The organism is Inquilinus limosus DSM 16000 (genome assembly GCF_000423185.1).
GTDB lineage: Bacteria > Pseudomonadota > Alphaproteobacteria > DSM-16000 > Inquilinaceae > Inquilinus > Inquilinus limosus.
This window is the reverse complement of the sequence record NZ_AUHM01000009.1, coordinates 240685-263858: the sequence shown is the minus strand read 5'-3', so window position 1 is coordinate 263858 and position 23174 is coordinate 240685. Positions and strand designations below refer to the sequence as shown.

23 protein-coding genes and 1 tRNA gene are annotated in these 23174 nt (G+C 71.2%); 16 read left to right on the top strand and 8 right to left on the bottom strand.

Annotation, left to right across the window (positions count from 1 at the left end; all coding sequences use genetic code 11):
* Positions 1–466: hypothetical protein (locus G537_RS44265; RefSeq protein WP_026870371.1), on the top strand; the 466-nt coding region annotated here is incomplete at its 5' end.
* A gap of 241 nt (positions 467–707) precedes the next feature.
* Here G537_RS44265 and G537_RS0112270 read toward each other — a convergent pair.
* Positions 708–1349 carry a cupin domain-containing protein gene (locus tag G537_RS0112270; RefSeq protein ID WP_051248343.1) on the bottom strand — a complete coding sequence of 214 codons (642 nt, stop codon included), beginning with the start codon at positions 1347–1349 and terminating at the stop codon, positions 708–710.
* A gap of 204 nt (positions 1350–1553) precedes the next feature.
* Between G537_RS0112270 and aptA the strand changes: the two genes are divergently transcribed.
* Positions 1554–2897, top strand: a complete 1344-nt coding sequence (gene aptA / locus G537_RS0112265; RefSeq protein ID WP_034851442.1) for an omega-aminotransferase AptA — start codon at positions 1554–1556, stop codon at positions 2895–2897.
* A 276-nt stretch (positions 2898–3173) separates the two neighbouring features.
* On the top strand, positions 3174–4100 hold the full coding sequence (gene gcvA / locus G537_RS0112260; RefSeq protein WP_026870368.1) for a transcriptional regulator GcvA: 927 nt from the start codon (positions 3174–3176) through the stop codon (positions 4098–4100).
* Positions 4101–4295: 195 nt separating this feature from the next.
* Here the strand turns inward: gcvA (G537_RS0112260) and G537_RS0112255 are convergent, their stop codons facing one another.
* Entirely contained in the window at positions 4296–4490 is a 195-nt protein-coding gene (locus tag G537_RS0112255; RefSeq protein WP_026870367.1) for a hypothetical protein, read from the bottom strand.
* Between the two features lie 147 nt (positions 4491–4637).
* Here G537_RS0112255 and gcvA (G537_RS0112250) point away from each other — a divergent pair, with 147 nt between their 5' ends.
* Positions 4638–5564, top strand: a complete 927-nt coding sequence (gcvA, locus tag G537_RS0112250) for a transcriptional regulator GcvA (protein ID WP_026870366.1) — start codon at positions 4638–4640, stop codon at positions 5562–5564.
* Positions 5565–5643: 79 nt separating this feature from the next.
* Here the strand turns inward: gcvA (G537_RS0112250) and aguB are convergent, their stop codons facing one another.
* Positions 5644–6522 (bottom strand): N-carbamoylputrescine amidase, encoded by an 879-nt coding sequence (gene aguB / locus G537_RS0112245; RefSeq protein ID WP_026870365.1) that lies wholly within the window; start codon positions 6520–6522, stop codon positions 5644–5646.
* Positions 6523–6531: 9 nt separating this feature from the next.
* Positions 6532–6768 (bottom strand): DUF1289 domain-containing protein, encoded by a 237-nt coding sequence (locus tag G537_RS37640; protein WP_051248342.1) that lies wholly within the window; start codon positions 6766–6768, stop codon positions 6532–6534.
* Positions 6769–6920: 152 nt separating this feature from the next.
* On the opposite strand from G537_RS37640, the gene G537_RS0112235 reads away from it, so the two are divergent.
* Entirely contained in the window at positions 6921–8519 is a 1599-nt protein-coding gene (locus G537_RS0112235) for a trimethylamine methyltransferase family protein (RefSeq protein WP_051248341.1), read from the top strand.
* 7 nt (positions 8520–8526) lie between these two features.
* Here G537_RS0112235 and G537_RS0112230 read toward each other — a convergent pair whose 3' ends face one another.
* Positions 8527–9750 (bottom strand): MFS transporter, encoded by a 1224-nt coding sequence (locus G537_RS0112230; protein WP_026870363.1) that lies wholly within the window; start codon positions 9748–9750, stop codon positions 8527–8529.
* A gap of 11 nt (positions 9751–9761) precedes the next feature.
* Positions 9762–10922 (bottom strand): adenylate/guanylate cyclase domain-containing protein, encoded by a 1161-nt coding sequence (locus G537_RS0112225; RefSeq protein WP_026870362.1) that lies wholly within the window; start codon positions 10920–10922, stop codon positions 9762–9764.
* A 146-nt stretch (positions 10923–11068) separates the two neighbouring features.
* On the opposite strand from G537_RS0112225, the gene G537_RS0112220 reads away from it, so the two are divergent.
* From G537_RS0112220 to G537_RS0112185, 8 genes are all read left to right on the top strand, one after another.
* Positions 11069–11992 carry a LysR family transcriptional regulator gene (locus G537_RS0112220; RefSeq protein WP_026870361.1) on the top strand — a complete coding sequence of 308 codons (924 nt, stop codon included), beginning with the start codon at positions 11069–11071 and terminating at the stop codon, positions 11990–11992.
* Positions 11993–12115: 123 nt separating this feature from the next.
* Positions 12116–12292 (top strand): hypothetical protein, encoded by a 177-nt coding sequence (locus G537_RS43620; protein WP_155888586.1) that lies wholly within the window; start codon positions 12116–12118, stop codon positions 12290–12292.
* 361 nt (positions 12293–12653) lie between these two features.
* On the top strand, positions 12654–13145 hold the full coding sequence (locus G537_RS0112210; protein ID WP_026870360.1) for a formate dehydrogenase subunit gamma: 492 nt from the start codon (positions 12654–12656) through the stop codon (positions 13143–13145).
* Positions 13142–14710, top strand: coding sequence for a formate dehydrogenase beta subunit (locus G537_RS0112205; protein WP_034851439.1), 1569 nt, complete (start codon positions 13142–13144; stop codon positions 14708–14710). Before G537_RS0112210 ends, G537_RS0112205 begins: the two co-directional genes overlap by 4 nt.
* 12 nt (positions 14711–14722) lie before the next feature.
* Entirely contained in the window at positions 14723–17569 is a 2847-nt protein-coding gene (fdhF, locus tag G537_RS0112200; protein WP_026870358.1) for a formate dehydrogenase subunit alpha, read from the top strand.
* 1 nt (position 17570) lies between these two features.
* A complete protein-coding gene (fdhD, locus tag G537_RS37635; protein ID WP_051248339.1) occupies positions 17571–18410 on the top strand; it encodes a formate dehydrogenase accessory sulfurtransferase FdhD in 840 nt (279 codons plus the stop codon).
* The gene (locus G537_RS0112190; protein ID WP_026870357.1) at positions 18407–18616 is read left to right on the top strand and encodes a formate dehydrogenase subunit delta; all 210 of its coding nucleotides are present in this window, start codon (positions 18407–18409) and stop codon (positions 18614–18616) included. Before fdhD ends, G537_RS0112190 begins: the two co-directional genes overlap by 4 nt.
* A gap of 80 nt (positions 18617–18696) precedes the next feature.
* Positions 18697–19767 carry a DUF2252 family protein gene (locus G537_RS0112185; protein WP_026870356.1) on the top strand — a complete coding sequence of 357 codons (1071 nt, stop codon included), beginning with the start codon at positions 18697–18699 and terminating at the stop codon, positions 19765–19767.
* A 236-nt stretch (positions 19768–20003) separates the two neighbouring features.
* On the opposite strand, the gene G537_RS0112180 is transcribed toward G537_RS0112185, so the two are convergent.
* Positions 20004–20080: transfer RNA gene (locus G537_RS0112180), tRNA-Pro, on the bottom strand.
* 65 nt (positions 20081–20145) lie between these two features.
* Entirely contained in the window at positions 20146–21147 is a 1002-nt protein-coding gene (locus tag G537_RS0112175; protein WP_026870355.1) for a polyprenyl synthetase family protein, read from the bottom strand.
* 156 nt (positions 21148–21303) lie between these two features.
* On the opposite strand from G537_RS0112175, the gene G537_RS0112170 reads away from it, so the two are divergent.
* The 3 genes from G537_RS0112170 (at position 21304) to G537_RS0112160 (ending at position 23174) form a co-directional block, all read left to right on the top strand.
* The gene (locus tag G537_RS0112170; protein WP_026870354.1) at positions 21304–21522 is read left to right on the top strand and encodes a putative signal transducing protein; all 219 of its coding nucleotides are present in this window, start codon (positions 21304–21306) and stop codon (positions 21520–21522) included.
* Positions 21515–22264: a tRNA1(Val) (adenine(37)-N6)-methyltransferase gene (locus G537_RS0112165; protein WP_026870353.1), complete on the top strand. Its 750-nt coding sequence runs from the start codon at positions 21515–21517 to the stop codon at positions 22262–22264. The genes G537_RS0112170 and G537_RS0112165 overlap by 8 nt, the downstream gene beginning before the upstream one ends.
* A 70-nt stretch (positions 22265–22334) precedes the next feature.
* A complete protein-coding gene (locus G537_RS0112160; protein WP_026870352.1) occupies positions 22335–23174 on the top strand; it encodes a S49 family peptidase in 840 nt (279 codons plus the stop codon).

Below are 23174 nucleotides of genomic sequence, written 5' to 3'. Positions count from 1 at the left end.
GCACCGCCGGGCCGAGGGCGAGGAGTCGGGGGCGCTGGAGCGCCGCCGGCGGCGGCGGGAGCAGGCCGCCCAAGCGGTGGGCGAGGCGGTCGCGGCGGCCGAGGCCGCGGACCTCGCCGCGGCCGGCCAGGCCGTCGATCCCGAGGAGACCGAACGCCTGCGGGAGCAGGTCTGGGAACGGCTGGCCGAGGACGAGGTGCTGGACGTGCGGCTCGACACCCTGTCGGCCGGTGACTTCGTGCGCGAGGTCTGCCGCTGGCTCGGCCGCCGGCTGGACCCGAGCCGGCTGCCGCCGGGCTGGGACGATGTCGCCAAGGCCAATGACAACGCCTCCGGCGGTTCGCCCGGCGAGGGAATGGAATGCCGCGCCTCGGACGCCGGAGCCGGGAATGGCTGGCCTGAACAGCCGGACGAGGCCGAAGACGGCTGCCCGCGGTCCAGGCCCGCGAAGCCGGACAGCAGTTGAGCGCCGTTCGTTGTCGAGCGTTCCCTCACATAGGACAGATCCGATGGCTTCGCCTGTCCCGCGGCGCGGGAGAGGGCGGTGGCGCTTGCGGTTCAGGGCGAGGGGAGGGGCCGGTGCCGGCCCTCACCCGACAGCGCTGCGCGCTGTCGACCTCTCCTCCCCGGGCTTGACCCGGGGATCGGCGGGAGAGGCACGAAGGAATGCCTTCTACGAGCGCCCGGGCCTGCGGCCCGGGCGGTGCTCAAAAGCTCGGCGGCGTGCAGGCCGAGACGATCTCCACCGGCTCCTCGCCGACCACGCGGAAGCGGTGCGGCAGGCGGCTCTGGAAGTAATAGGCGTCGCCGGGGCCCAGGATGCGGCGGCGGGGGCCCACCGTCAGCTCCACCCGGCCGCGGATCACCACGCCGCCCTCCTCGCCGGCATGGGAGAGCGGCGTCGGGCCGGTGTCGGCGCCGGGGGCCAGGCGCTCGTGCAGGATCTGCAGCGCCCGGCCCGGGTGGCAGCCCACCTGGCGGTAGGAGATCAGCCCGCCAGGCCCGCTGGGTCCCTCGGGTCCGGCGCCGTGCCCGCCGGGCTTGCCCGCGATCTCCACCAGCTCCGCCGCCCCGAAGAACACCGGGTCCTCCGGCCCCTCGGGCAGGGCGAAGAACTCGGCCAGGCTCAGCGGCAGCCCGTCCAGCACCCGCTTCAGGGAGCCGATCGAGGGGCTGGCGCGGTTCTGCTCGATCAGCGAGACCGTGGCGTTGGAGACGCCGGCCCGCCGCGCCAGCTCGCGCTGGCTCAGGCCATGCTCCTCGCGCAGCCGCCGCAGCCTTCCGCCGATGTCGATCCCCGGGTCGTCGGCGCCGGAGCGGGGAGGGGCGGCCGCAACGTCATCGGCCATGGGTGTTTTCCTGTTCGAGATCCCGAACGCCGGCATCGGAGCGGCCTCCGCCGGCGCTTTTCGCATTGTCCGGAGCGCGCGCCCGCTTGTCCAGCCATCCGGGCGGTCCTAGGCTCCCCTCCGGCCCTTCATGACCTGGGGGCGGGCCGGCGCCGGCCGTCCGGCATGTTCGGTTCCCTCCACAGCCGACCGGAGTTGCTTGCCATGGACGATGCCCTGCCTCGCGGCGATGTCCGCGCCCCGAACAACCTCGAATCCTTCTGGATGCCGTTCACCGCGAATCGGTCGTTCAAGGCAGCGCCGCGGCTCTACGCCTCGGCCAAGGGCATGTACTACACCACGGTCGACGGCCGCCAGGTGCTGGACGGCACCGCCGGCCTGTGGTGCGTCAACGCCGGCCACTGCCACCCGAAGATCGTCCAGGCGATCCAGGACCAGGCGGCGGAGATGGACTACGCCCCGTCCTTCCAGATGGGCCACCCCAAGGCGTTCGAGCTGGCCTCCCGCGTCGCCCAGCTGCTGCCGGGCGACCTCGACCACGTCTTCTTCGCCGCCGGCGGCGGGTCCGAGGCGGTGGACAGCGCGCTGAAGATCGCGCTGGCCTATCAGCGCCAGATCGGCCAGGGCACCCGCACCCGGCTGATCGGGCGCGAGCGCGGCTATCACGGCGTCGGCTTCGGCGGCATCTCGGTCGGCGGCATGGTCGCCAACCGCCGCACCTTCGGCACCATGCTGACCGGCGTCGACCATCTGCGCCACACCCACGATCTGGCGCGCAACGCCTTCAGCCGCGGCCTGCCGGAGCACGGGGCCGAGCTGGCCGACGACCTGGAGCGGATCGTGGCGCTGCACGACGCCTCCACCATCGCCGCGGTGATCGTCGAGCCGGTGGCCGGCTCCACCGGCGTGCTGATCCCGCCCAAGGGCTATCTGCAGCGGCTGCGCGAGATCTGCGACAAGCACGGCATCCTCCTGATCTTCGACGAGGTCATCACCGGCTTCGGCCGCCTCGGCGCCAGCTTCGCCGCCGACTGGTTCGGGGTGCAGCCGGACATGGTGACCATGGCCAAGGGCCTGACCAACGCCGCCGTCCCGGCCGGCGCCGTCGGCGTGCGCAAGCACATCTACGACGCCTTCATGACCGGGCCGGAGCACATGATCGAGCTGTTCCACGGCTACACCTACTCGGCCCATCCGCTGGCCTGCGCCGCCGGCCTCGCCACCCTCGACGTCTACCGCGAGGAGGGGCTGTTCGAGCGCGTCGCCGGGCTGGCGCCGTACTGGGAGCAGGCGCTGCACAGCCTGAAGGGCACCCGCCACGTCATCGACATCCGCAACCTCGGCCTGATCGGCGCGGTGGAGCTGGAGCCGATCCCGGGCCGCCCCACCGCCCGGGCCTACGACCTGTTCGTGAAGTGCTTCCAGAAGGGCGTCGGCATCCGCACCACCGGCGACATCGTCGCCTTGTCGCCGCCCTTCATCATCGAGAAGGCAGAGATCGACCGCCTCGTCGACACCCTGCGCGAGACCCTGCAGTCGCTGGACTGAGGCGGCATCTCCCTCATCGTCATTGCGAGCGTAGCGAAGCAATCCAGGGCCGCTCGCACCGGCCCCTGGATTGCTTCGTCGGCTTTGCCTCCTCGCAATGACGGTGTCGGGGACAGGTGCAGGGGACGTAGCTCCTCTTCCCTCTCCTCGGGGAGAGGGAGGGGCCCGGCGCCGCAGGCGACGGGAGGGTGAGGGGGAGCGCCGTCGCACTTGTAGTACCGCGCGTCCGCGGCGAGAATGGAACATATCCTGAACCGCCCGCCGACGCCCTGACCCATGGACACCCAGCCAGGCTTCCAGCTTCCGCCGCTGTCCGCGGTGCGGGTGTTCGAGGCCGCGGCCCGGCATCTCAGCTTCACCCGCGCGGCGGAGGAGCTGGGCATGACCCAGGCCGCCGTCAGCTACCAGATCCGCCTCCTGGAGGACCGGGTCGGCACGCCGCTGTTCCGGCGCCTCACCCGCCGGGTGGCGCTGACCGAGGCCGGGGCGCGGCTGGCGCCGGTGCTGACCGAGGCGATGTCGCGCATGGCCGGGGCCTTCGCCGCCCTGCGCGAGGACGCGGGCGGGCTGATCTCGGTCACCACCGTGCTGACCATGGCCTCGAACTGGCTGGTGCCGCGGCTCGGCCGGTTCCAGGCGGCCCATCCCGGCTATACGGTGCGGGTCGACACCGCCACCAGGCTGGTCGACTTCACCCGCGGCGAGCACGATCTCGGCATCCGCGTCGGCAAGGGCCTGTGGCCGGGCCTGGCCGCGCATTGGCTGATGCCGGTCGACTTCGCGCCGATGTGCAGCCCGGCGCTGCTCGAGCGCGCCGGCGGCCTCAGCCATCCGCGCGACCTCTTGCGCCTGCCGCTCTTGTGGGACGACGCCGACGCCTGGCAGCGCTGGTTCGCCGCGGCGGGGCAGGCGGTGCCGGCCTCGGTCGCCGATGAGGGGCTGCGGCTCGACACCCAGCAGATGATGGGCCAGGTGGCGAAGGCGGGGCAGGGCGTGGCGCTGCTCAACCCGCTGCTCTTCGCCGAGGAGCTGGCCTCGGGCCAGCTGGTCCAGCCCTTCCCGACGCTGCTGCGCGAGGACAGCGCCTACTACGTCGTCTATCTCGAGACCCGCCGCGACGTGCCGAAGATCGCCCTGTTCCGCGACTGGCTCCTGGCCGAGGCGGCGGAGACGATGGCGGCGCGGGAGGCCAGCGCCGCATGATCGGGACTCTTCACACCTCGACAGGCGCCATCCGATTGCCTCTCCCGTTTACGGGAGAGGTCGGAGACGCGAAGCGGCTCCGGGTGAGGGGATTTCGTCGAGGCCTGAGCCAGCCCTCACCCGGTCTCGCTGCGCGAGCCCGACCTCTCCCGCCAGGCGGGAGAGGGATTGGTTTGATCGCGATGATGGCGCGGCTCAGCTCCTGTCAAAGCCGAGGTCGCGGCGCATCTGGTCGGACAGCGCCCTCGGGTCGAGCACCCGGCCGGCGGCCGGGCGCAGCATCCGGCAGGCGGCGGCGCCCAGGGCGCGGCGGAGGGTGGAGAGCAGGCCTCGGCGAGGGCGAAGCCGGGGGATCGGGCGCGCGGGCGCCCGCTGGACGATGCTGGTCATCTCGGTCTCCGGATGGCCCGGATGCATCAGCCCTGCTGATGCGTGTCGACGGGCCGTCGTTGCGATGGGGTCTGTGTGAGAGGAATATCGGCGGTCCGCGGGCGCCTGACCAACGCGTTCTCGATAAGCAACGGATAAGCCCTCTTTATGGATGAAGGATCGCCCTCGCGCCTGCCGCCGCTGCCGGCCATCCGGGTGTTCGAGGCGGCGGCCCGGCATCTCAGCTTCACCCGCGCGGCGGAGGAGCTGGGCATGACCCAGGCGGCGGTCAGCTACCAGATCCGCCTGCTGGAGGACCGCGTCGGCGCGCCGCTGTTCCGCCGCCTGACCCGCAAGGTGGAGCTGACCGAGACCGGGGCGCGGCTGGCGCCGGCGGTGACCGAGGCGCTGGCCCGGCTGGCCGGCGCCTTCGCCGCGGCGCGCGAGGACACCGGCGGGCTGCTGTCGGTCACCTCGATCCACACCTTCGCCACCAACTGGCTGGTGCCGCGGCTCGGCCGGTTCCAGCTGGCCCATCCCGGCATCGCCGTGCGGCTCGACACCAACACCAGCCTCGTCGACTTCACCCGCGGCGACCACGACATCGGCATCCGCCACGGCATGGGGGTGTGGCCGGGCCTCGCCGCCCATCGGCTGATGCCGATCGAGTACACCGCCCTGTGCAGCCCGGCGCTGCGCGACCGCGCCGGCGGCCTCGCCGATCCGCGCGACCTGCTGCGGCTGCCGCTGCTCTGGGACGGCGGCGACGCCTACTGGCAGCGCTGGTTCGCCGCGGCCGGGGTGGCGGTGCCGGAGTCGGTCTCCGACGGCGGCATGCGGCTCGAGAGCCAGCAGATGATGGGCCGCGCGGCGCAGGCGGGGCAGGGGGTGGCGCTGGTCAACCCGGCCTTCTTCCGCGACGAGCTGGCCTCGGGCGAGCTGGTGCGCCCCTTCGCGCCGACCATCCGCGACGAGGGCTCCTACTACCTCGTCCACCTCGAAAGCCGCGCCGAGGTGCCGAAGATCGCCGCCTTCCGCGACTGGGTCCTGGCCGAGATCGCGGCGGACGAGAGGCAGGGATCCGATGCCGGGTGAGGTCCGCGATCGTCACAGGCCTCGTTCTCGCGTTGCCTCTCCCGCCCCGCGGGAGAGGTCACGTGCGGTCGAGCCGGCATCAGACCGGCCGCGTGACCCCGTCATAGGTCAGGATCGCGCCGTACAGCTCGGGCCGGCGGTCGCGGAACACGCCCCAGCTGGCGCGCTGGGCCCGGATGGCGTCGAGGTCGAAGCTCGCCACCAGCACCTCCTCCTCGGTGCGGCCGGCCTGGGCCACCAGCTCGCCGGTCGGGCCGGCGATGAAGGAGGAGCCGTAGAAGGTCTGGCTGAAGCGCTCGCCTTCCTCGGTGCCGATGCGGTTGGAGGCGACCAGCGGGATCAGGTTGGCCCCGGCATGGCCCTGCATCACCCGGGTCCAGTGCGCCTGGCTGTCGAGGCCGTCGTCCTGCGGCTCGCTGCCGATCGCGGTCGGGTACAGCAGCACGTCGGCGCCCATCAGCGCCATGCAACGCGCCGCCTCCGGATACCACTGGTCCCAGCAGATGCCGCAACCGACGGCGCCGTAGCGGGTCTTCCAGACCTTGAAGCCGGTGTCGCCGGGGTTGAAGTAGAACTTCTCCTCGTATCCCGGCCCGTCGGGGATGTGCGACTTGCGGTAGACGCCCAGCACGCTGCCGTCGGCGTCGACCATGGCGATCGAGTTGTAATAGGCGTTGTTGGCGCGCTCGAACACGCTGACCGGCATCGCCACCTGCAGCTCCGCCGCCAGCCGGCGGAACCGCTCCACCACCGGGTGGCCGTCGATCGGCTTGGCCAGGGCGAAGTGCTTCTGCAGCTCGTCGCGGCAGAAGTAGGGGGCGGCGAACAGCTCCTGCGGCAGCACGATCTGCGCGCCCTGGGCCGCGGCCCGGCGCACCAGCGCCTCGACCCGGCCCAGGGTCTCGGCCTCGTTCCAGCTGCAGAAGGTCTGGGTGGCGGCGACGGTGACGGTGGTCATGGATGGTCCTCAGACGGGCTGCATCTGGCGCCGGCGCGGCCGGCTGTCGGCGGCGCTGGTGCGGCCGCGGGCGCGGCGGCGCTCCTTCAGCCGCTGCAGGGTGGCGAGGCGCCAGCCGTTGTCGGCGTCGCGCCAGGCCGCGATCTCCTCCGCCGTGCGCAGGCAGCCGGCGCACAGGCCGGTGTCGGCCTCGAGCGTGCAGACGCCGATGCAGGGCGAGACGATGGGCGGAAGGTCGGCGGCCATGATGCCCTCCAGGTAACCCGGCGGCGGGCCGGGTTCAAGGCGGCGCGTGCGGGCCGGGCGGGCGGTGTCGTGGGCGGGCGAGGCCGGGTCGCAGGCGCGATGGTCGGCCCGGCCTCGCGGCGTAGCATCGGACCGTTGCGAGGAGGAAGCGCATGACCGAGCCTGCCCCGATTCCCACGGATCCGTCCGCCGCCGGCGAGGCCCAGGACAGCGGCGGCCGGGCGGGCCGGCGCGGCCGCGGCGGCGCCGAGGCCCGGCGGGCGCTGCGCCGCGGCGGCGGGCTGCAGCAGCTGAAATACATCTCGCGCAAGATCCCGCTCTACGAGGTGCTGAAGACCGACGGGCTGGAGCTGATCGAGCACAACGCCGACACGGTGCTGGAGGAGGTCGGCCTCGAGTTCCGCGACGACGAGGAGACGCTGGAGCTGTGGAAGGCGGCCGGCGCCGACGTCAAGGGCACCCGCATCCGCTTCCCGCGCGGCCTGTGCCGCCAGCTGGTGCAGGCCACGGCGCCGCGCCAGTTCACCCAGCACGCCCGCAACCCGGACCGGTCGGTGCAGATCGGCGGCGACGCCACCGTCTTCGCCCCGGTCTACGGACCTCCCTTCATCCGCACCCTCGACGAGGGCCGCCGCTACGCCCGGATCGAGGACTTCCGCAACTTCGTGAAGCTCGCCTACATGACGCCGGCCATGCACCATTCCGGCGGCACGGTGTGCGAGCCCGTCGACCTGCCGGTGAACAAGCGGCATCTCGACATGGTCTATGCCCACATCAAGTGCTCCGATAAGCCCTTCATGGGCTCGGTCACGGCGCCGGAGCGGGCGGAGGACACGGTCGCGATGGCGCGCCTCGTGTTCGGCGATCAGTTCGTCGACGAGAACTGCGTGCTGATCAGCCTAATCAACGCCAACTCGCCGATGGTGTGGGACGGCACCATGCTCGGCGCCCTGAAGACTTATGCCCGCGCCAACCAGGCGGTGATCGTCACCCCCTTCATCCTGGCGGGCGCCATGGCGCCGGTGACCAGCGCCGGCGTGCTGACCCAGACCCTGGCCGAGAGCCTGGCCGGCATGGCCACGGCCCAGCTGTGCCGCCCCGGAGCGCCGGTGGTGTTCGGCTCCTTCGCCAGCTCGATCTCGATGCAGTCGGGCGCGCCGACCTTCGGCACGCCGGAGCCGGCGCTGGTGCTGTACGGCGCCGCCGCCCTGGCCCGGCGCCTCGGCGTGCCGTTCCGCTCCGGCGGCTCGCTCTGCGGCTCCAAGACCCCGGACGCCCAGGCGGCGTTCGAGAGCGCCCAGACCCTGCTGCCGACCATGCTCGGCGGGGTCAACTTCGTGCTGCACGCCGCCGGCTGGCTCGAAGGCGGTTTGGTCAGCTCCTACGAGAAGTTCATCCTCGACGCCGACCAGCTCGGCATGATGCAGGTGATGGCCGAGGGCATCGACCTCAGCGAGAACGGTCAGGCGATGGACGCGATCCGCCAGGTCGGCCCGGGCAGCCACTATCTCGGCTGCGACCACACCCAGCGCAACTTCGAGACCGCCTTCTACCGCTCGACCGTCGCCGACAACAATTCCTTCGAGCAGTGGGAGGCCGAGGGCCGGCAGGACGCGGCCCAGCGCGCCAACAAGCTGTGGAAGCGCATGCTGGAGGAGTACGAGGCGCCGGCGATCGACCCCGCGGTCGACGAGGCGCTGCAGGACTTCATGCGCCGCAAGAAGGAGAGCATGCCCGACGCCTTCACCTGAGGCGCGCTCAACCCGACAGCGTCTGCGCCCTCCGCAGCTGCGGGAACAGCCGCATCCACAGGAGGGCGACGGCGATGGTGCCGACGCCGCCGAGGATGCCGGCCGGCACGGCGCCGAGCAGCCCGGCCGCCATGCCGGACTCGAACTCGCCGAGCTGGTTCGAGGTGCCGACGAACAGCGCGTTCACGGCGCTGACCCGGCCGCGCATCTCGTCCGGCGTCAGCAGCTGCACCAGCGAGCTGCGGATCACCACGCTGACGTTGTCGGCGGCGCCGAGCACCGCCAGCGCCACCAGCGACAGGGCGAGGCTGGTCGAGGCGGCGAAGACCACGGTGGCGGCGCCGAACACGATCACCGCCGCGAACATCTTGCGGCCGACGGCGCGGCGCAGCGGCACCCGGGTCAGCACCGCCGACATCGCCAGCGCCCCCACCGCCGGGGCGGCGCGCAGCAGGCCCAGCCCCCAGGGCCCCGTCTGCAGGATGTCGTGGGCGTAGATCGGCAGCAGCGCCGTCGCCCCGCCCAGCAGCACCGCGAACATGTCGAGCGAGATGGCGCCGAGGATCATCGGCTGGCTGCGGATGAAGGCGATGCCGGAGAACACCGAGCGCAGCGTCGCCGGCTCGCGCCGCGGCGCCGGCCGCTCCAGCCGCATCAGCACCATCAACGCGCAGGCGCACAGGAAGCAGCCGGCCGCCACGGCGAACGGGACGGTGACGCCGACGGCGTAGAGCAGCCCGCCCACCGACGGGCCGACGATCGTCGCCGTCTGCATGGCGGAGGAGGAGACGGCGAGGGCACGGGGCAGGATCCCGGCCGGCACCACCGCCGGCAGCAGCGCCGCCATGGTCGGCTGCTCGAAGGCGCGGGCCGCGCCCAGCACCAGCACCGCGGCGTAGATGCCCGGCACGCTCAGCCAGTCGCCGAGGATGGCCGCCGCCAGCACCGCCAGCGTCACGCCCTCGATCAGCAGGCAGACCTGGACGATGCGCCGGCGGTCGTAGCGGTCGGCGACATGCCCGACCAGCAGCGTCAGCGCGACCATCGGCAGGAACTGGACCAGCCCGACGAGGCCGAGGCTGTAGGCGCTGCCGGTGCGGGCATAGACCAGCCAGCCGACGGCGACGGCCGACATCTGGAAGGCGATGGCGGACAGCACCCGCGCGCCCCAGAACACCGGGAAGGACGGGTGGTCGAGCAGGCGGTCGCTGCCCGGGGCGGTCGCGCTCACGGTCGACGGGCTCATGCGGGATCCCAGGCGAACAGCTCCAGCGGCTCGGCGAAGCCCTTCAGCGCATGCGGGCCGATGCTGCGGCTGCCCGGCCGGTCCAGCAGCGCCGCAAAGCGCGGCGACATCAGGAGGGGATGCCCGGTGGCGGCGCAGGCGGTCTGGATCCGGCTGACCAGGTTGACATCGCGGCCGATCACCGTGAAGTCCAGCCGCCCGCCGGAGCCGATATTGCCATAGGCGACCTCGCCGTGATGCAGCGCCACGCCGGCGGAGAGCGGCGTTCCGGCCTGGGAGGCGGAGTGGATCAGGCCCAGGGCCTCGCGGGCCGCCTCGAAGGCCGCGGCGCAACTCGCCGCCGGCCCGCCCTCATGGTGGAAGAAGGCCAGCACCGCATCGCCCATGAACTTCAGCACCTCGCCGCCGCCGGCGGTGATGGCCGGCACCAGCTGGTCGAAGTAGAGGTTCAGCCGGTCCAGCATCTGCTCCGGTGGCAGCCGGTTCGACAGCACGGTGAAATCGCGCAGGTCGCACAGCAGCAGCGCCGCCTCCAGCGTATCGACGTCGCCGCGCCGGATGTGCCCGTCCAGGATGCGCCGGCCGGTGGTCCGGCCGACATAGGTGTCGAGCAGCGTCGCCTCGGTCAGCCGCAGCAGGCGGATCTCGCAGGCGTTGCGCAGGGCCGGGGCGATGCGCTGCAGCGCCGCGCGGCCGTTGGGTCCGAATCCGTCCGGCTGCCGGGTGGCGAAGCTGGCGGCGCTGGCCGGGCCGTGGCCCATCACCAGCGGCACGATCTCCGCCACCGCCAGGCCGCGGCCCTGGTAGAAGTCCGTCTGTTCGAGGGGCGCCATGGCCTCCGGCGTTGCCAGGGTCAGCCAGCGTCGCGTCTCGATCGCCCGCCGGATCGGGAAGGTGGCGAAGAAGGGCAGGCGCTCGACCGAGTTGTCGCGGTCGCGCATCTCCACCGGCTCGCCCTCGGTCCAGGCCAGGGTGCGGGCCAGGATCTCCGGGTGCAGCGTGCGCAGGTGCAGGCCCAGCCGGTCGAGCGGCAGGCCGAGCGCCCGCAGCCGGCGGCCGAGCCCTTCCAGCATCGCGGTGTCGGTGGCGTCGTGGCATTCGTCGCCCGACAGCCATTCGATCAGGTCGGAGGCGCGGGACGGATCGGGGGTGGTCATCTGGGCCGGCGCAAGATCGTGTCGCGCGACTATAGGATCGGCAGCGTCCCACGGACTATGGCTCCGTCGGCATGGCTGCGGCGATTGCCTGCCGGCTGGAAGCGGCCGATAACCATGCGTTATCAAGCAGCCGTTCCGGAGGCCCGATGGTCATCCGTCAGCTCGAATACCTCGTCGCCCTGGCCCGCGAGAAGCACTTCGCCCGCGCGGCAGAGGCCTGCCGCGTGTCGCAGCCGGCCCTGTCCACCGCCCTGCGCCAGCTGGAGGAGGAGCTGCAGGTGCCGATCGTCGAGCGCGGCCACCGCTTCCGGGGCTTCACCCGCGAAGGCACATTGGTGCTCGAATGGGCCAAGAAGATCCTGGCCGACCGCGACGGCCTGTCGCAGGAGCTGGCGATGCTGCAGCAGGGCCTGGCCGGCAGGCTCCGGATCGGCGCCGTGCCCTCGGCCCTGCCGGTCGTGTCGTTGATCACAGCGCCCTTCGCCCAGACCCATCCTGCGGTCACCGTCTCGGTGCTCTCGCAGACCTCGATCCAGATCGAATCAGGCCTCGAGAATTTCGAGATCGATGTCGGCGTCACCTATCTCGACAACGAGCCGCTGCGCCATGTCCGCAGCCTGCCGCTGTACCAGGAGGACTACATCCTGCTGATGCCGGCGGGGCAGGTGCCGGCGTCGCGCCGGACCATCCGCTGGGCCGAGGCGGCGGAGCTGCCGCTGTGCCTCCTGACCCCGACCATGCAGAACCGGCGGATCATCGACGGCATCTTCCGTTCCGTCGGCTGCGCGCCGCGCGCGGCGGTGGAGACCGACAGCATCATCAACCTCTGCTCCCACGTCCGCTCCGGCTTCTGGTCCAGCGTCATGCCGCGGGCGCTGCTGCACCTGTTCGGCGTGCCGGCCGGCACCCGCGCGCTGCGGCTGGTCGATCCCGAGGCGACGCGCACCATGGGGCTGGTGATGACCGACCGCGACCCGCCGTCGCCCCTGGCCCGCGGCCTGTTCGACACCGCCCGCACCCTGGACCTCGACGCCGAGCTCCAGGCCACGCCGCTCGATCCGGCAAGCTGATGCGGGCTCCTGCCGGATATCCGCCTCAACGAGGTGGCGGCAGCCGGTCGGCCAGATGCTCGCTGCGGGCAGAAGCGCAATCTTCAATTGCGTTAACTTCCGATTTTGTTCATTATATGTTCCATGAGCATGATGCACGCTGACCGCGATGCCGGCGAGATCCGCGACCCTGACTCGAACTGGACAGAGTGGGTGCGGGACACGCTGCGCGAATTGATCGAGATCGACATGCACACCAAACGCATGATCGCGATGCAGCAGAAGACGACGTCGGTGCCGTCGCCGCCCGATTTCAGCTGATGCAAGCTCGAGTCTCCCGCTGGTGCGGCTGTCGATCGCCATAGTCAGGGCATCCGCACCCACCGGCCGTTCGAAACATGAAACCGTCATGGCGAGCCCGCAGGGGCGTGGCCATCCAGTGCGCCGGCTTCTGGATCGCCACGGCGCTGCGCGTCTCGCGATGACGCGTCTGTTGAGCGATGCTGTGAAGACTGGCGTTGGGTCCCGAGGGCAGGACAGCCAACGCTAGTTAATAAGTTCTGTTTATCGATCCATCCGGGCTTTGTATTTGAATCTGGTATACGCGGCCAGCCATCCTAAATTTATCGGGTGGCAGCCAAGGGCCGCCCGGACCAACGAACCCGAAAAGGGAGTGGAACGGATGCCCGAACGCCGGGGCTGGGACGCCGAGTTGGCGCGTGATGTGATCGCATCGCATGGTGCGACCGAGGGGCCGTTGCTGCCCATCCTGCACGACCTGCAGTCGATCTTCGGCCATGTGCCGCGCGAAGCCGTGCCGCTGCTGGCCGACGCGCTGAACCTGTCCCGTGCCGAGGTGCACGGGGTCATCACCTTCTATCATGATTTCCGGGCCGAACCCGCGGGCCGCCACGTGCTGAAGCTGTGCCAGGCCGAGGCCTGCCAGTCGATGGGTGCGCGCGACCTGGCCGAGCATCTGCGGCGGCGACTCGACATCGGCCTGCACGAGACCACGGCGGACGGCCGGATCACGGTCGAGCCGGTCTACTGCCTCGGCAACTGCGCCTGTGCCCCCTCGGCCATGGCAGACGGGGAACTGGTCGGACGGGTCGACGCCCGGCGCCTCGATCGGATCGTCGACAAAATGGAAGGCTGGGGGGAGGCGACGCCGTGAAGGTCTTCGTCCCCCGCGATGCCTCCGCCATCTCGGTCGGTGCCGACGACGTTGCTCGCGCGATCCAGGCCGAGGCCGCCGTCCGCGGCATCGAGCTGCAGCTCGTCCGCAACGGCTCGCGCGGCCTCCTCTGGCTCGAGCCTTTCGTCGAGGTGGAGACCCCGGCCGGCCGCATCGGCTACGGCCCGGTGGCGCCGGAGGACGTGTCCGGCCTGTTCGCCGCCGGCTTCGCCGAGGGCGGCGACCACCCGCTGCGTCAGGGCCGGCCGGAGGAGATCCCGTATCTCGCCCGGCAGCAGCGTCTGACCTTCGCCCGCTGCGGCATCACCGACCCGCTGTCGCTGGACGACTACGAGGCGCATGACGGGCTGAAGGGCCTGCGCAACGCGCTCGCCATGGAGCCGGCGGCGATCGTCGAGACGGTCACGGCCTCCGGCCTGCGCGGCCGCGGCGGCGCCGGTTTCCCGACCGGCATCAAATGGCGCACCGTGCTGCAGGCCGAGGCCGACCGGAAATACATCGTCTGCAACGCCGACGAGGGCGACAGCGGCACCTTCGCCGACCGCATGATCATGGAAGGCGACCCCTTCCTCCTGATCGAGGGCATGATCATCGCCGGCATCGCCACCGGCGCGACCAAAGGCTTCATCTACATCCGCTCGGAATACCCGCATGCGGTGGCGGCGATGAACGCGGCGATCGACATCGCCTATCAGCGCCGCCTGCTCGGCCCCAGCGTGCTGGACAGCGGCAAGCGCTTCGACCTGGAGGTGCGGGTCGGCGCCGGCGCCTATATCTGCGGCGAGGAAACCTCGCTGCTGGAAAGCCTGGAGGGCAAGCGCGGCATGGTCCGGCCGAAGCCGCCGCTGCCGGCGCTGAAGGGCCTGTTCGGCCGTCCGACGGTGATCAACAACGTGCTGTCGCTGACCTCGGTGCCGATCATCCTCGACAAGGGCGCCGCCTTCTACGCCGATTACGGCACCGGCCGGTCGCGCGGCACCCAGCCGCTGCAACTGGCCGGCAACGTCAAGCGCGGCGGGCTGGTCGAGGTCGCCTTCGGCCTGACCCTGCGCGAGCTGATCGAGGAATTCGGCGGCGGCACCGCCAGCGGCCGGCCGCTTCGTGCGGTCCAGGTCGGCGGCCCGCTCGGCGCCTATTTCCCCGAAAGCCTGCTGGACACGCCGCTCGACTACGAGGCGATGGCGGCGAAGAAGGGTATGCTCGGCCATGGCGGCGTGGTGGTGTTCGACGACCGCGTCGACCTCGCCGTCCAGGCCCGCTTCGCCATGGAGTTCTGCGCCATCGAAAGCTGCGGCAAGTGCACGCCCTGCCGCATCGGCTCGACCCGCGGCGCCGAGGTGATCGACAAGATCATCGCCAACCGGGATACGGGCGGGCGCGAGCTCGGGCGCAACCTGACGCTGATCGAGGACCTCTGCGAGACCATGCTCGACGGCTCGCTCTGTGCCCTCGGCGGCCTTACCCCCTATCCGGTGCTCAGCGCCCTGACCCACTTCCCCGAGGATTTCGACCGCGCGCCCGCCCCGGCGCAGGCCGCGGAATAGGGAGGCCATCCGATGGCTCTCGTGACGGAACAGGATTTCGGGACCCCGGCGCGGATTTCGGCGACCCTGGTGACGCTGGAGATCGACGGCCGGACCGTGACCGTGCCGGCCGGCACCTCGGTGATGCGCGCGGCGGCCGAGATCGAGACCGCGATCCCGAAGCTGTGCGCGACCGACAGCTTGGAGCCCTTCGGCTCCTGCCGGCTCTGCGTCGTCGAGATCGAGGGACGGCGCGGCACGCCGGCCTCCTGCACCACGCCGGTCGAGCCGGGGATGAAGGTCCGGACGCAGACGCCGAAGCTGGCGAAGCTGCGCCGGAACGTGATGGAGCTCTACATCTCCGACCACCCTCTGGACTGCCTGACCTGCGCCGCCAACGGCGATTGCGAGCTGCAGGACATGGCGGGCGTCGTCGGCCTGCGCGAGGTGCGCTACGGCTATGACGGCGCCAACCACCTGGTGGGCGAGAAGGACACCTCAAACCCCTATTTCACCTTCGACCCGACCAAATGCATCGTCTGCTCGCGCTGCGTCCGGGCCTGCGAGGAGGTGCAGGGCACCTTCGCCCTGACCATTGACGGGCGCGGCTTCGCCTCCTTCGTCTCGGCCGGCCAGGATGACGGCTTCAAGGAGAGCGAATGCGTCTCCTGCGGCGCCTGCGTCCAGGCTTGCCCGACCGCGACGCTGATGGAGAACAGCATCATTGAGGCCGGGCAGCCGGAGCATTCGGTGGTCACCACCTGCGCCTATTGCGGCGTCGGCTGCGCCTTCAAGGCCGAGATGCAGGGCACCGAGGTGGTGCGGATGACGCCGTACAAGGACGGCAAGGCCAATCACGGCCACAGCTGCGTCAAGGGCCGCTTCGCCTGGGGCTACGCCACCCACCGCGACCGGATCACCAAGCCGATGATCCGGAAGAAGATCACCGATCCGTGGCGCGAGGTGTCGTGGGAGGAGGCGATCTCCTATGCCGCCTCCGAGCTGAAGCGGATCCAGGCCACCTACGGCCGCGATGCGATCGGCGGCATCACCTCCTCGCGCTGCACCAATGAGGAGACCTTCCTCGTCCAGAAGATGATCCGGGCCGCCTTCGGCAACAACAATGTCGACACCTGCGCCCGGGTCTGCCACTCGCCCACCGGCTACGGGCTGAAGACCACCTTCGGCACCTCGGCCGGCACGCAGGATTTCGACAGCGTCGACGAGTCCGATGTGATCGTGGTGATCGGCGCCAACCCGACCGACGCGCATCCGGTTTTCGCCAGCCGGATGAAGCGCCGGTTGCGCGAGGGCGCCCGGCTGATCGTGGTCGACCCGCGCCGCATCGACCTGGTGAAGTCGCCGCACATCAGGGCCGAACATCACTTGCAGCTGAAACCCGGCACCAACGTCGCGATCGTCAACGCCCTGGCGCATGTGATCGTGACCGAGGGGCTGGCGGCGGACGACTACATCCGCGAGCGCTGCGACCTGGAGGAGTTCTCGCGCTGGGCCGCCTTCATCGCCGATCCGCGGCACGCACCGGAGGCGGTCGAGGAGATCACCGGCGTGCCGGCAGCCGAGGTGAGGGCGGCAGCGCGGCTCTATGCCACCGGCGGCAACGCCGCGATCTATTACGGCCTCGGCGTCACCGAGCACAGCCAGGGGTCGACCATGGTCATGGGCATGGCCAACCTCGCCATGCTGACCGGCAATATCGGCCGGCGCGGCGTGGGGGTGAACCCGCTGCGCGGCCAGAACAACGTCCAGGGCTCCTGCGACATGGGGTCCTTCCCGCATGAGTTCTCGGGCTACCGCCACGTCTCCGACGACGCGACGCGGCAGATCTTCGAGGAGCTGTGGGGCGTGAAGCTCTCGGCCGAGCCGGGGCTGCGGATCCCGAACATGCTCGATGCCGCGGTCGAGGGCACCTACAAGGGCATCTACATCCAGGGCGAGGACATCGCCCAGTCCGACCCCGACGTGAAGCACGTCACCGCCGGCTTGGCGGCAATGGAATGCGTCATCGTCCAGGACCTGTTCCTGAACGAGACCGCCAGCTACGCCCATGTGTTCCTGCCCGGCTCCTCCTTCCTCGAGAAGGACGGCACCTTCACCAATGCCGAGCGGCGGATCAGCCGTGTCCGTCGCGCCATCCCGCCCAAGGCCGGCTATGCCGACTGGGAGGTGACGATGATGCTGTCCGAAGCGCTGGGCTATCCGATGCGTTACAGCCATCCGAGCGAGATCATGGACGAGATCGCCCGGACCACGCCGACCTTCGCCGGCGTGTCCTACCAGCGGCTGGACGAGCTCGGCTCGGTGCAGTGGCCCTGCAACGACGCGGCGCCCAAGGGCACGCCGATCATGCATATCGACCGCTTCGTGCGCGGCTCGGGCCGGTTCATGATCACCGAATTCGTGCCGACGGAGGAACGCACCGGCCCGCGCTTCCCGCTGGTGCTGACCACCGGCCGCATCCTCAGCCAGTACAATGTCGGCGCCCAGACCCGGCGCACCGACAATGTCGCCTGGCATGACGAGGACGTGCTGGAGATCCACCCGTCCGACGCCGAGAACCGCGGCATCCGCGACGGCGACTGGGTGGCGCTGGCCAGCCGGTCGGGTGAGACCAGCCTGCGGGCCAAGATCTCCGACCGGATGCAGCCGGGCGTCGTCTACACCACCTTCCACCATGCCGAGACCGGCGCCAACGTGGTCACCACCGACTATTCCGACTGGGCCACGAACTGCCCGGAATACAAGGTGACGGCGGTGCAGGTGCGGCGGGTGAACCACCTCTCCGACTGGCAGATCGCCTATCGCGAGCTGCGCGAGAAGACGATCCGGATCGAGCAGCCGCAGGAGGCGGCGGAGTAGCATGGTCCTGCCCCCCACCAAACTCCCGGCGACCGATCTGCGCCTGCCGGCCCGGCGGCTGACCCGGGACGACCGGGCCGAGCCGGTGGAGGAGGTGGTCGCGGCCGAGGTGCCGGTGGTGCTGGTCTACAACGGCATGTCCTATGCCGTGATGATGGCGTCGCCGGCCGATCTCGAGGACTTCGCCCTCGGTTTCAGCCTGACCGAGGGCCTGGCCGAGGCGCCGGCCGACCTCACGGTCGAGGAGGTGGTGGCCGACGAGGAGCGCGGCGTCGAGGTGCGGATGACGCTGCGCGGCGCGCAGTTCTCGCAGATGCTGCAGAAGGTGCGGAACATCACCGGCCGCACCGGCTGCGGCATCTGCGGCACCAGCGACCTCGACACGCTGCACGGCCGCAAGCGCCGCGCCCCGAAGCCGATCGAGGTGGAGCGGGCGGCGATCCGCCGGGCGCTGCGCGACCTGGATGCGTTCCAGGACATCCGCAGCCGTACCGGCGCCGTCCATGCCGCCGCCTGGGCTGATCGCGAGGGCCGGATCCGGCTGGTGCGCGAGGATGTCGGCCGGCACAACGCGCTCGACAAGCTGGTCGGGGCCCTGGCCCGGGCCGGCATCGACGCGGGCCAGGGCTTCTGCGTCATCACCAGCCGCTGCAGCTTCGAGATGGTGCAGAAGGCGGCGGCGGCCGGGATCCCGATCGTGATCGCAATCTCGGCGCCGACGACGCTGGCCATCGACACGGCCAGGGCGGCCGGCGTCACCCTGGTCGCCTTCGCCCGCGGCCATGCGATGACCGCCTACACCGATTTCTCCCCACTGCTTCCAGCCAAGGTCGAGGCATGAGCGCCGACAAGATCACGCGCATGGCGAACCAGATCGCCGGCTTCTTCGCCGCCTACCCGAAGGAGGAGGCGGTGGCCGGGGTGCGCAAGCATATCCAGGACTTCTGGGAGCCGCGGATGAAGGAGCAGATCCGCGCCAAGGTGGCGGCGAAGGACGTGGAGTTGAACCCGCTGGTGGTCGAGGCGGTCGAGACCCTGCCGCACTAAGCCTGCAGCGAAGCCCTGCGCAGCGGTGGACGGCGGGCCGCGGCCGGTTATGATGGCCGCGGTGCAGCGCCGGGGTCTCCATGGGGTCCATCACCGCGTCGGTCAAGCGCTACGAGGTCTGGCTCGAGGGACAGCTCGGCCGGCAGCTCGTCCAGGCCGATCTCGACCGCAAGCACCGGAAGATGGAGGAGAACGACTTCCTCTTCCTGCGCGCCACCTGCTTCCGCTGGACCGAGACGGCGCATGAGCTGTGCCCCGGCCTGATGGACGCGCCGCGCGTGGTCGCGGTGGGCGATGCGCATATCGGCAATTTCGGTCTGTGGCGCGATGCAGAGGGGCGGCTGGTCTGGGGCGTCAACGACTTCGACGAGGCGGCGGAGACGCCCTATGCCCTGGACCTCGTCCGCCTCGCCGCCAGCGCCCTCCTGGCCCGCGGCCGCGACCGCTCGGTCTCGGCCGACGAGGTCTGCGCCGCGGTCCTCGGGGGCTATGTCGAGGGGCTGCGGGCGCCCGGCGCCTTCGTGCTGGAACGCCGGCACCTGTGGCTGCGCGACCTGGTGCTGGCGAGCGACGAGAGGCGCGAGCGGTTCTGGGCCGAGCTGGAGGATCTGCCGCGCGAATCGCCACCGCGCGGCTATCGCGAGGCGCTGGCTGCGGCGATGCCCGATCCGGATCTCGCGGTCGTCACGGCCCGGCGGACGGCGGGGATCGGCAGCCTCGGCCGGCCGCGCTGGGTCGCGATTGCCGATTGGCATGGCGGCCCGGCGGCGCGCGAGGCCAAGCCGCTGCTGCCCTCGGCCTGGTCGCTGGTGCGGGGCGGCGACCGCAAGCTGCGCTTCGCCGAGATCGCCTCCGGCAGGTTCCGCGTCCCCGATCCCTGGCTCAAGGCGCGCAAGGGCATCGTCGTCCGCCGCCTGGCGCCGAACAGCCGCAAGCTCGACTTCCCGGCCCTGGCCGATCGCGGCCTGGCGCGCCGCCTGCTGACCGCGATGGGGGCGGAGCTGGCGAATCTGCACTCCGCCCGCCGCTCGCGTGCCCGCGCCATCGCCGCGGACCTCGAGGCGCGCAAGCCCGCCTGGCTGCGCGACGCTGCCGGCAAGGTCGCCGAGGCGACGCGGCAGGACCGGATGGAGTGGCGGGGGCGGCGCTGAGATCGGCCGAAATTCCACGCGCCCTCCCAAATGGGGGTGTCGGGCCGGTCCGGGATCACGGACACTCCAACTACCGCCTCGACCCGGTCGGGGTGGCCGGCGAAGGCTTCGCCGGACTGACTCCATTGCTCCACTCCAGGGCCGGCCCGCACCGCAACCGGGCCGGCCTCCTTTCACGTCCGGGGAGCGCAAACGAAAACGGCGCCTCGGGAGGGCGCCGTCAAACCGGTTGGAAATGGTCGGAGTGAGAGGATTCGAACCTCCGGCTTCTACGTCCCGAACGTAGCGCTCTACCAGGCTGAGCTACACTCCGTCGCACCGGCGGATGGGCTTATAGCGGGACTGGCGGGGGGCTGCAAGGCCTGTGTCGCAGTTCCGTCAGAAATCCCGCTCGACCACGAAATCGACCACGTCCTCCAAAGCCTTGCGCATCGGCGAGGCGGGCAGGAGACGGATCGCCCGGATGGCGTTCTGGGCATGGAAGCGCGCCGCCGCCATGCTGTCGGCCAGCGCGTCGTGGCGCTGCAGCAGGGCCACGGCATGGTCGAGATCCTGCTCGCTCTGCTGGCCTTCCTCCAGCGTCCGGCGCCAGAAGCCGCGCTCCTCCTCGCCGCCGCGCTCCACCGCCAGAATCACCGGCAGGGTGATCTTGCCCTCGCGGAAGTCGTCGCCGATGGTCTTGCCCAGGCGGGCCTGGCGGGCGGAGTAGTCCAGCACGTCGTCGACGATCTGGAAGGCGATTCCCAGCTCCGTCCCGAAGTCGCGCATGGCGGCGCATTCGGCCGGGCTGCGATCGGCGACCACGGCGCCGATCTCGCAGGCCGCGGCGAACAGCTCCGCCGTCTTGGCGCGGATGATGCGGAGATAGGTGTCGCGGCTGGTCACCGTGTCGTGCGCCGCCGAGAGCTGCAGCACCTCGCCCTCGGCGATCACGGCCGAAGCGTTGGCCAGGATGCGCAGCGTGTCGATCGACCCGTCCTCGACCATCACCTGGAAGGCGCGGGAGAACAGGAAGTCGCCGACCAGCACGCTGGCCTGGTTGCCGAACACGACGTTGGCCGAGGCCTGGCCGCGGCGCAGGTCGCTCTCGTCCACCACGTCGTCGTGCAGGAGGGTGGCGGTGTGGATGAACTCGACCGCGGCGGCGAGGCCGATGTGGCGGCGGCCGCGATGGCCGCAGAGCCGGGCCGAGGCGAGGGTGAGGACCGGCCGGATGCGCTTGCCGCCGGAGGCGATGAGATAGCCGGCGAGCTGGGGGATCAGCTCGACCGAGCTCTGCATCCGCTCCAGGATCAGGGCATTGACCGCCTCGAGATCCGCGGCGACGAGGGCGGTCAGGCGGTCGAGGGCGCCGGCGTCGCTGGCCGGCTCCGGCGGCAGGGACTCGGCTCTCGTCGCTCCAAGACTGGCGGTCAAGCCCGGCTCCTCAACATCGGCTTCCGATCTCCGGCCCCGGCCCGCAGCAGATGCGGCGATCCGGACCGGATTGTGTCACCATGACCCGTGTGTGCGCTGCATAGACGAGAAATCGGCCCCGTGAAAGAGCTTCTGCGAACCAATGACCCGGTCCGGCTGTCCTTTCTGACGGCGCTGCTGGCGGATGCGCGGATCGAAAGCATCATCCTTGATATGCACACATCCGTGCTGGAAGGAAGCCTGGGCATCTTGCCGCGCCGCCTGATGGTGGCGGCCGAGGATTGGACCAGGGCGCGCTATGTTCTGCTCTCTGCGGGGGAAAGCCTGCCCGATGCCTGAGGGGCAGGGGGGAGTTGCCGCGGCCGGCGAGGACCGGCTGCTCGGCGGGCGGGTCCGTCTGCTGCAGCCGCGCGACGGCTACCGCGCCGCGATCGACCCAGTGCTGCTGGCCGCCGCCGTGCCGGCCGGGCCCGGCGAGCGCGTGGCCGATCTCGGCTGCGGCGTCGGCACGGCGCTGCTCTGCCTCGCCGCGCGCTGCCCGGATGTCTCGGTCACCGGGGTGGAGCGCGACCCCGGCCTGGTGGCGCTGGCGCGCGACAATCTCGAGCTGAACGGGCTGGTTGGCCGTGCCGCCATCGTCGAGGGCAGCGTCGCCGACCCGGTCCCGGGTGCGCCGTTCGACCGGGTGATGATGAATCCGCCCTTCCTGCCGCCGGGCCGCGGCCGCGCCTCCGACCATCCGGTCAAGGCCGCGGCGAATGTCGAGCACGGGCTCGATCTCGCCGGCTGGGTCGCCGCCGCGGCGCGGTCGCTGAAGCCGCGCGGCTGGCTGACCCTGATCCATCGCGCCGACCGGATCGACGAGATCTGCGCCACGCTGCGCCCCGCCTTCGGCTCGCTGACCCTGCTCCCGCTCTGGCCCAGGGCCGGGGAGACGGCGCGGCGGGTGCTGGTGCAGGCGCGGCGGGGCGGCCGGTCGCCCGCCGTCCTCGCGGCCGGGTTGGTGCTGCACGAACCCGACGGAAGCTTCACCGCGGCGGCGCAGGCGGTGCTGCGCGACGCGGTGCCGCTCCAACTTTGAAGCAGGGCCTTTTGCAATCGCGCTGCGGCGGGCCATATCCTGCCGACGGCAACCGATCGAGAGCGCATCCATGGGTCTCCTGTCCCGACTTCCCTTCCTCGGCCGCGGCGACGCGCCGCTGGTGACCGTTCTGCCGCTGCGCGGCGTGATCGGGGGCGGACGCGGGTTCCTGGCCCAAGGCCTGTCGATGGAGAAGCTGGCCCGCCCGATCGCGGCCGCCTTCAGCGCCAAGCGAGTGGCCGCGGTGGCGCTCCTGATCAACTCCCCCGGCGGATCGCCGGTGCAGTCCTCGCTGATCGCGCGCCGCATCCGCGACCTGGCGGAGGAGAAGAAGGTGCCGGTCTACGCCTTCGTCGAGGACGTCGCCGCCTCGGGCGGCTACTGGCTGGCCTGCGCCGCCGACGAGATCTGGGTCGACGACGCCTCGATCATCGGCTCGATCGGCGTCGTCTCCGCCGGCTTCGGCTTCCAGGACGCGATCGCGCGCATCGGGGTCGAGCGCCGGGTGCACACCGCCGGCACGCGCAAGGCGATCCTCGACCCGTTCCAGCCCGAGAAGCCGGAGGACGTGGCCAAGCTGGAGGAACTGCAGCGCGAGATCCACGCCGCCTTCATCGCCCATATCCGCGCCCGCCGCGGCGGGCGGCTGACGGCGGACGACGCCACCCTGTTCAATGGTGAGTTCTGGACGGGCGCGAAGGGCCGCGCCCTCGGCCTCGCCGACGGTATCGGCCATGCCCATGCCGTGCTGCGCGCCAAGTTCGGGCCGAAGGTGCGGCTGAAGCTGGTGCAGCAGCCGACCGGCTGGCTGCGCCGCCTGACCCGGGCCGACAGCCTGGCCGCCGCCGCTGTGGACAGCGCCGTCGGCGCGGTGGAGGATCGGCTGCTCTGGTCCCGCTACGGGCTGTAA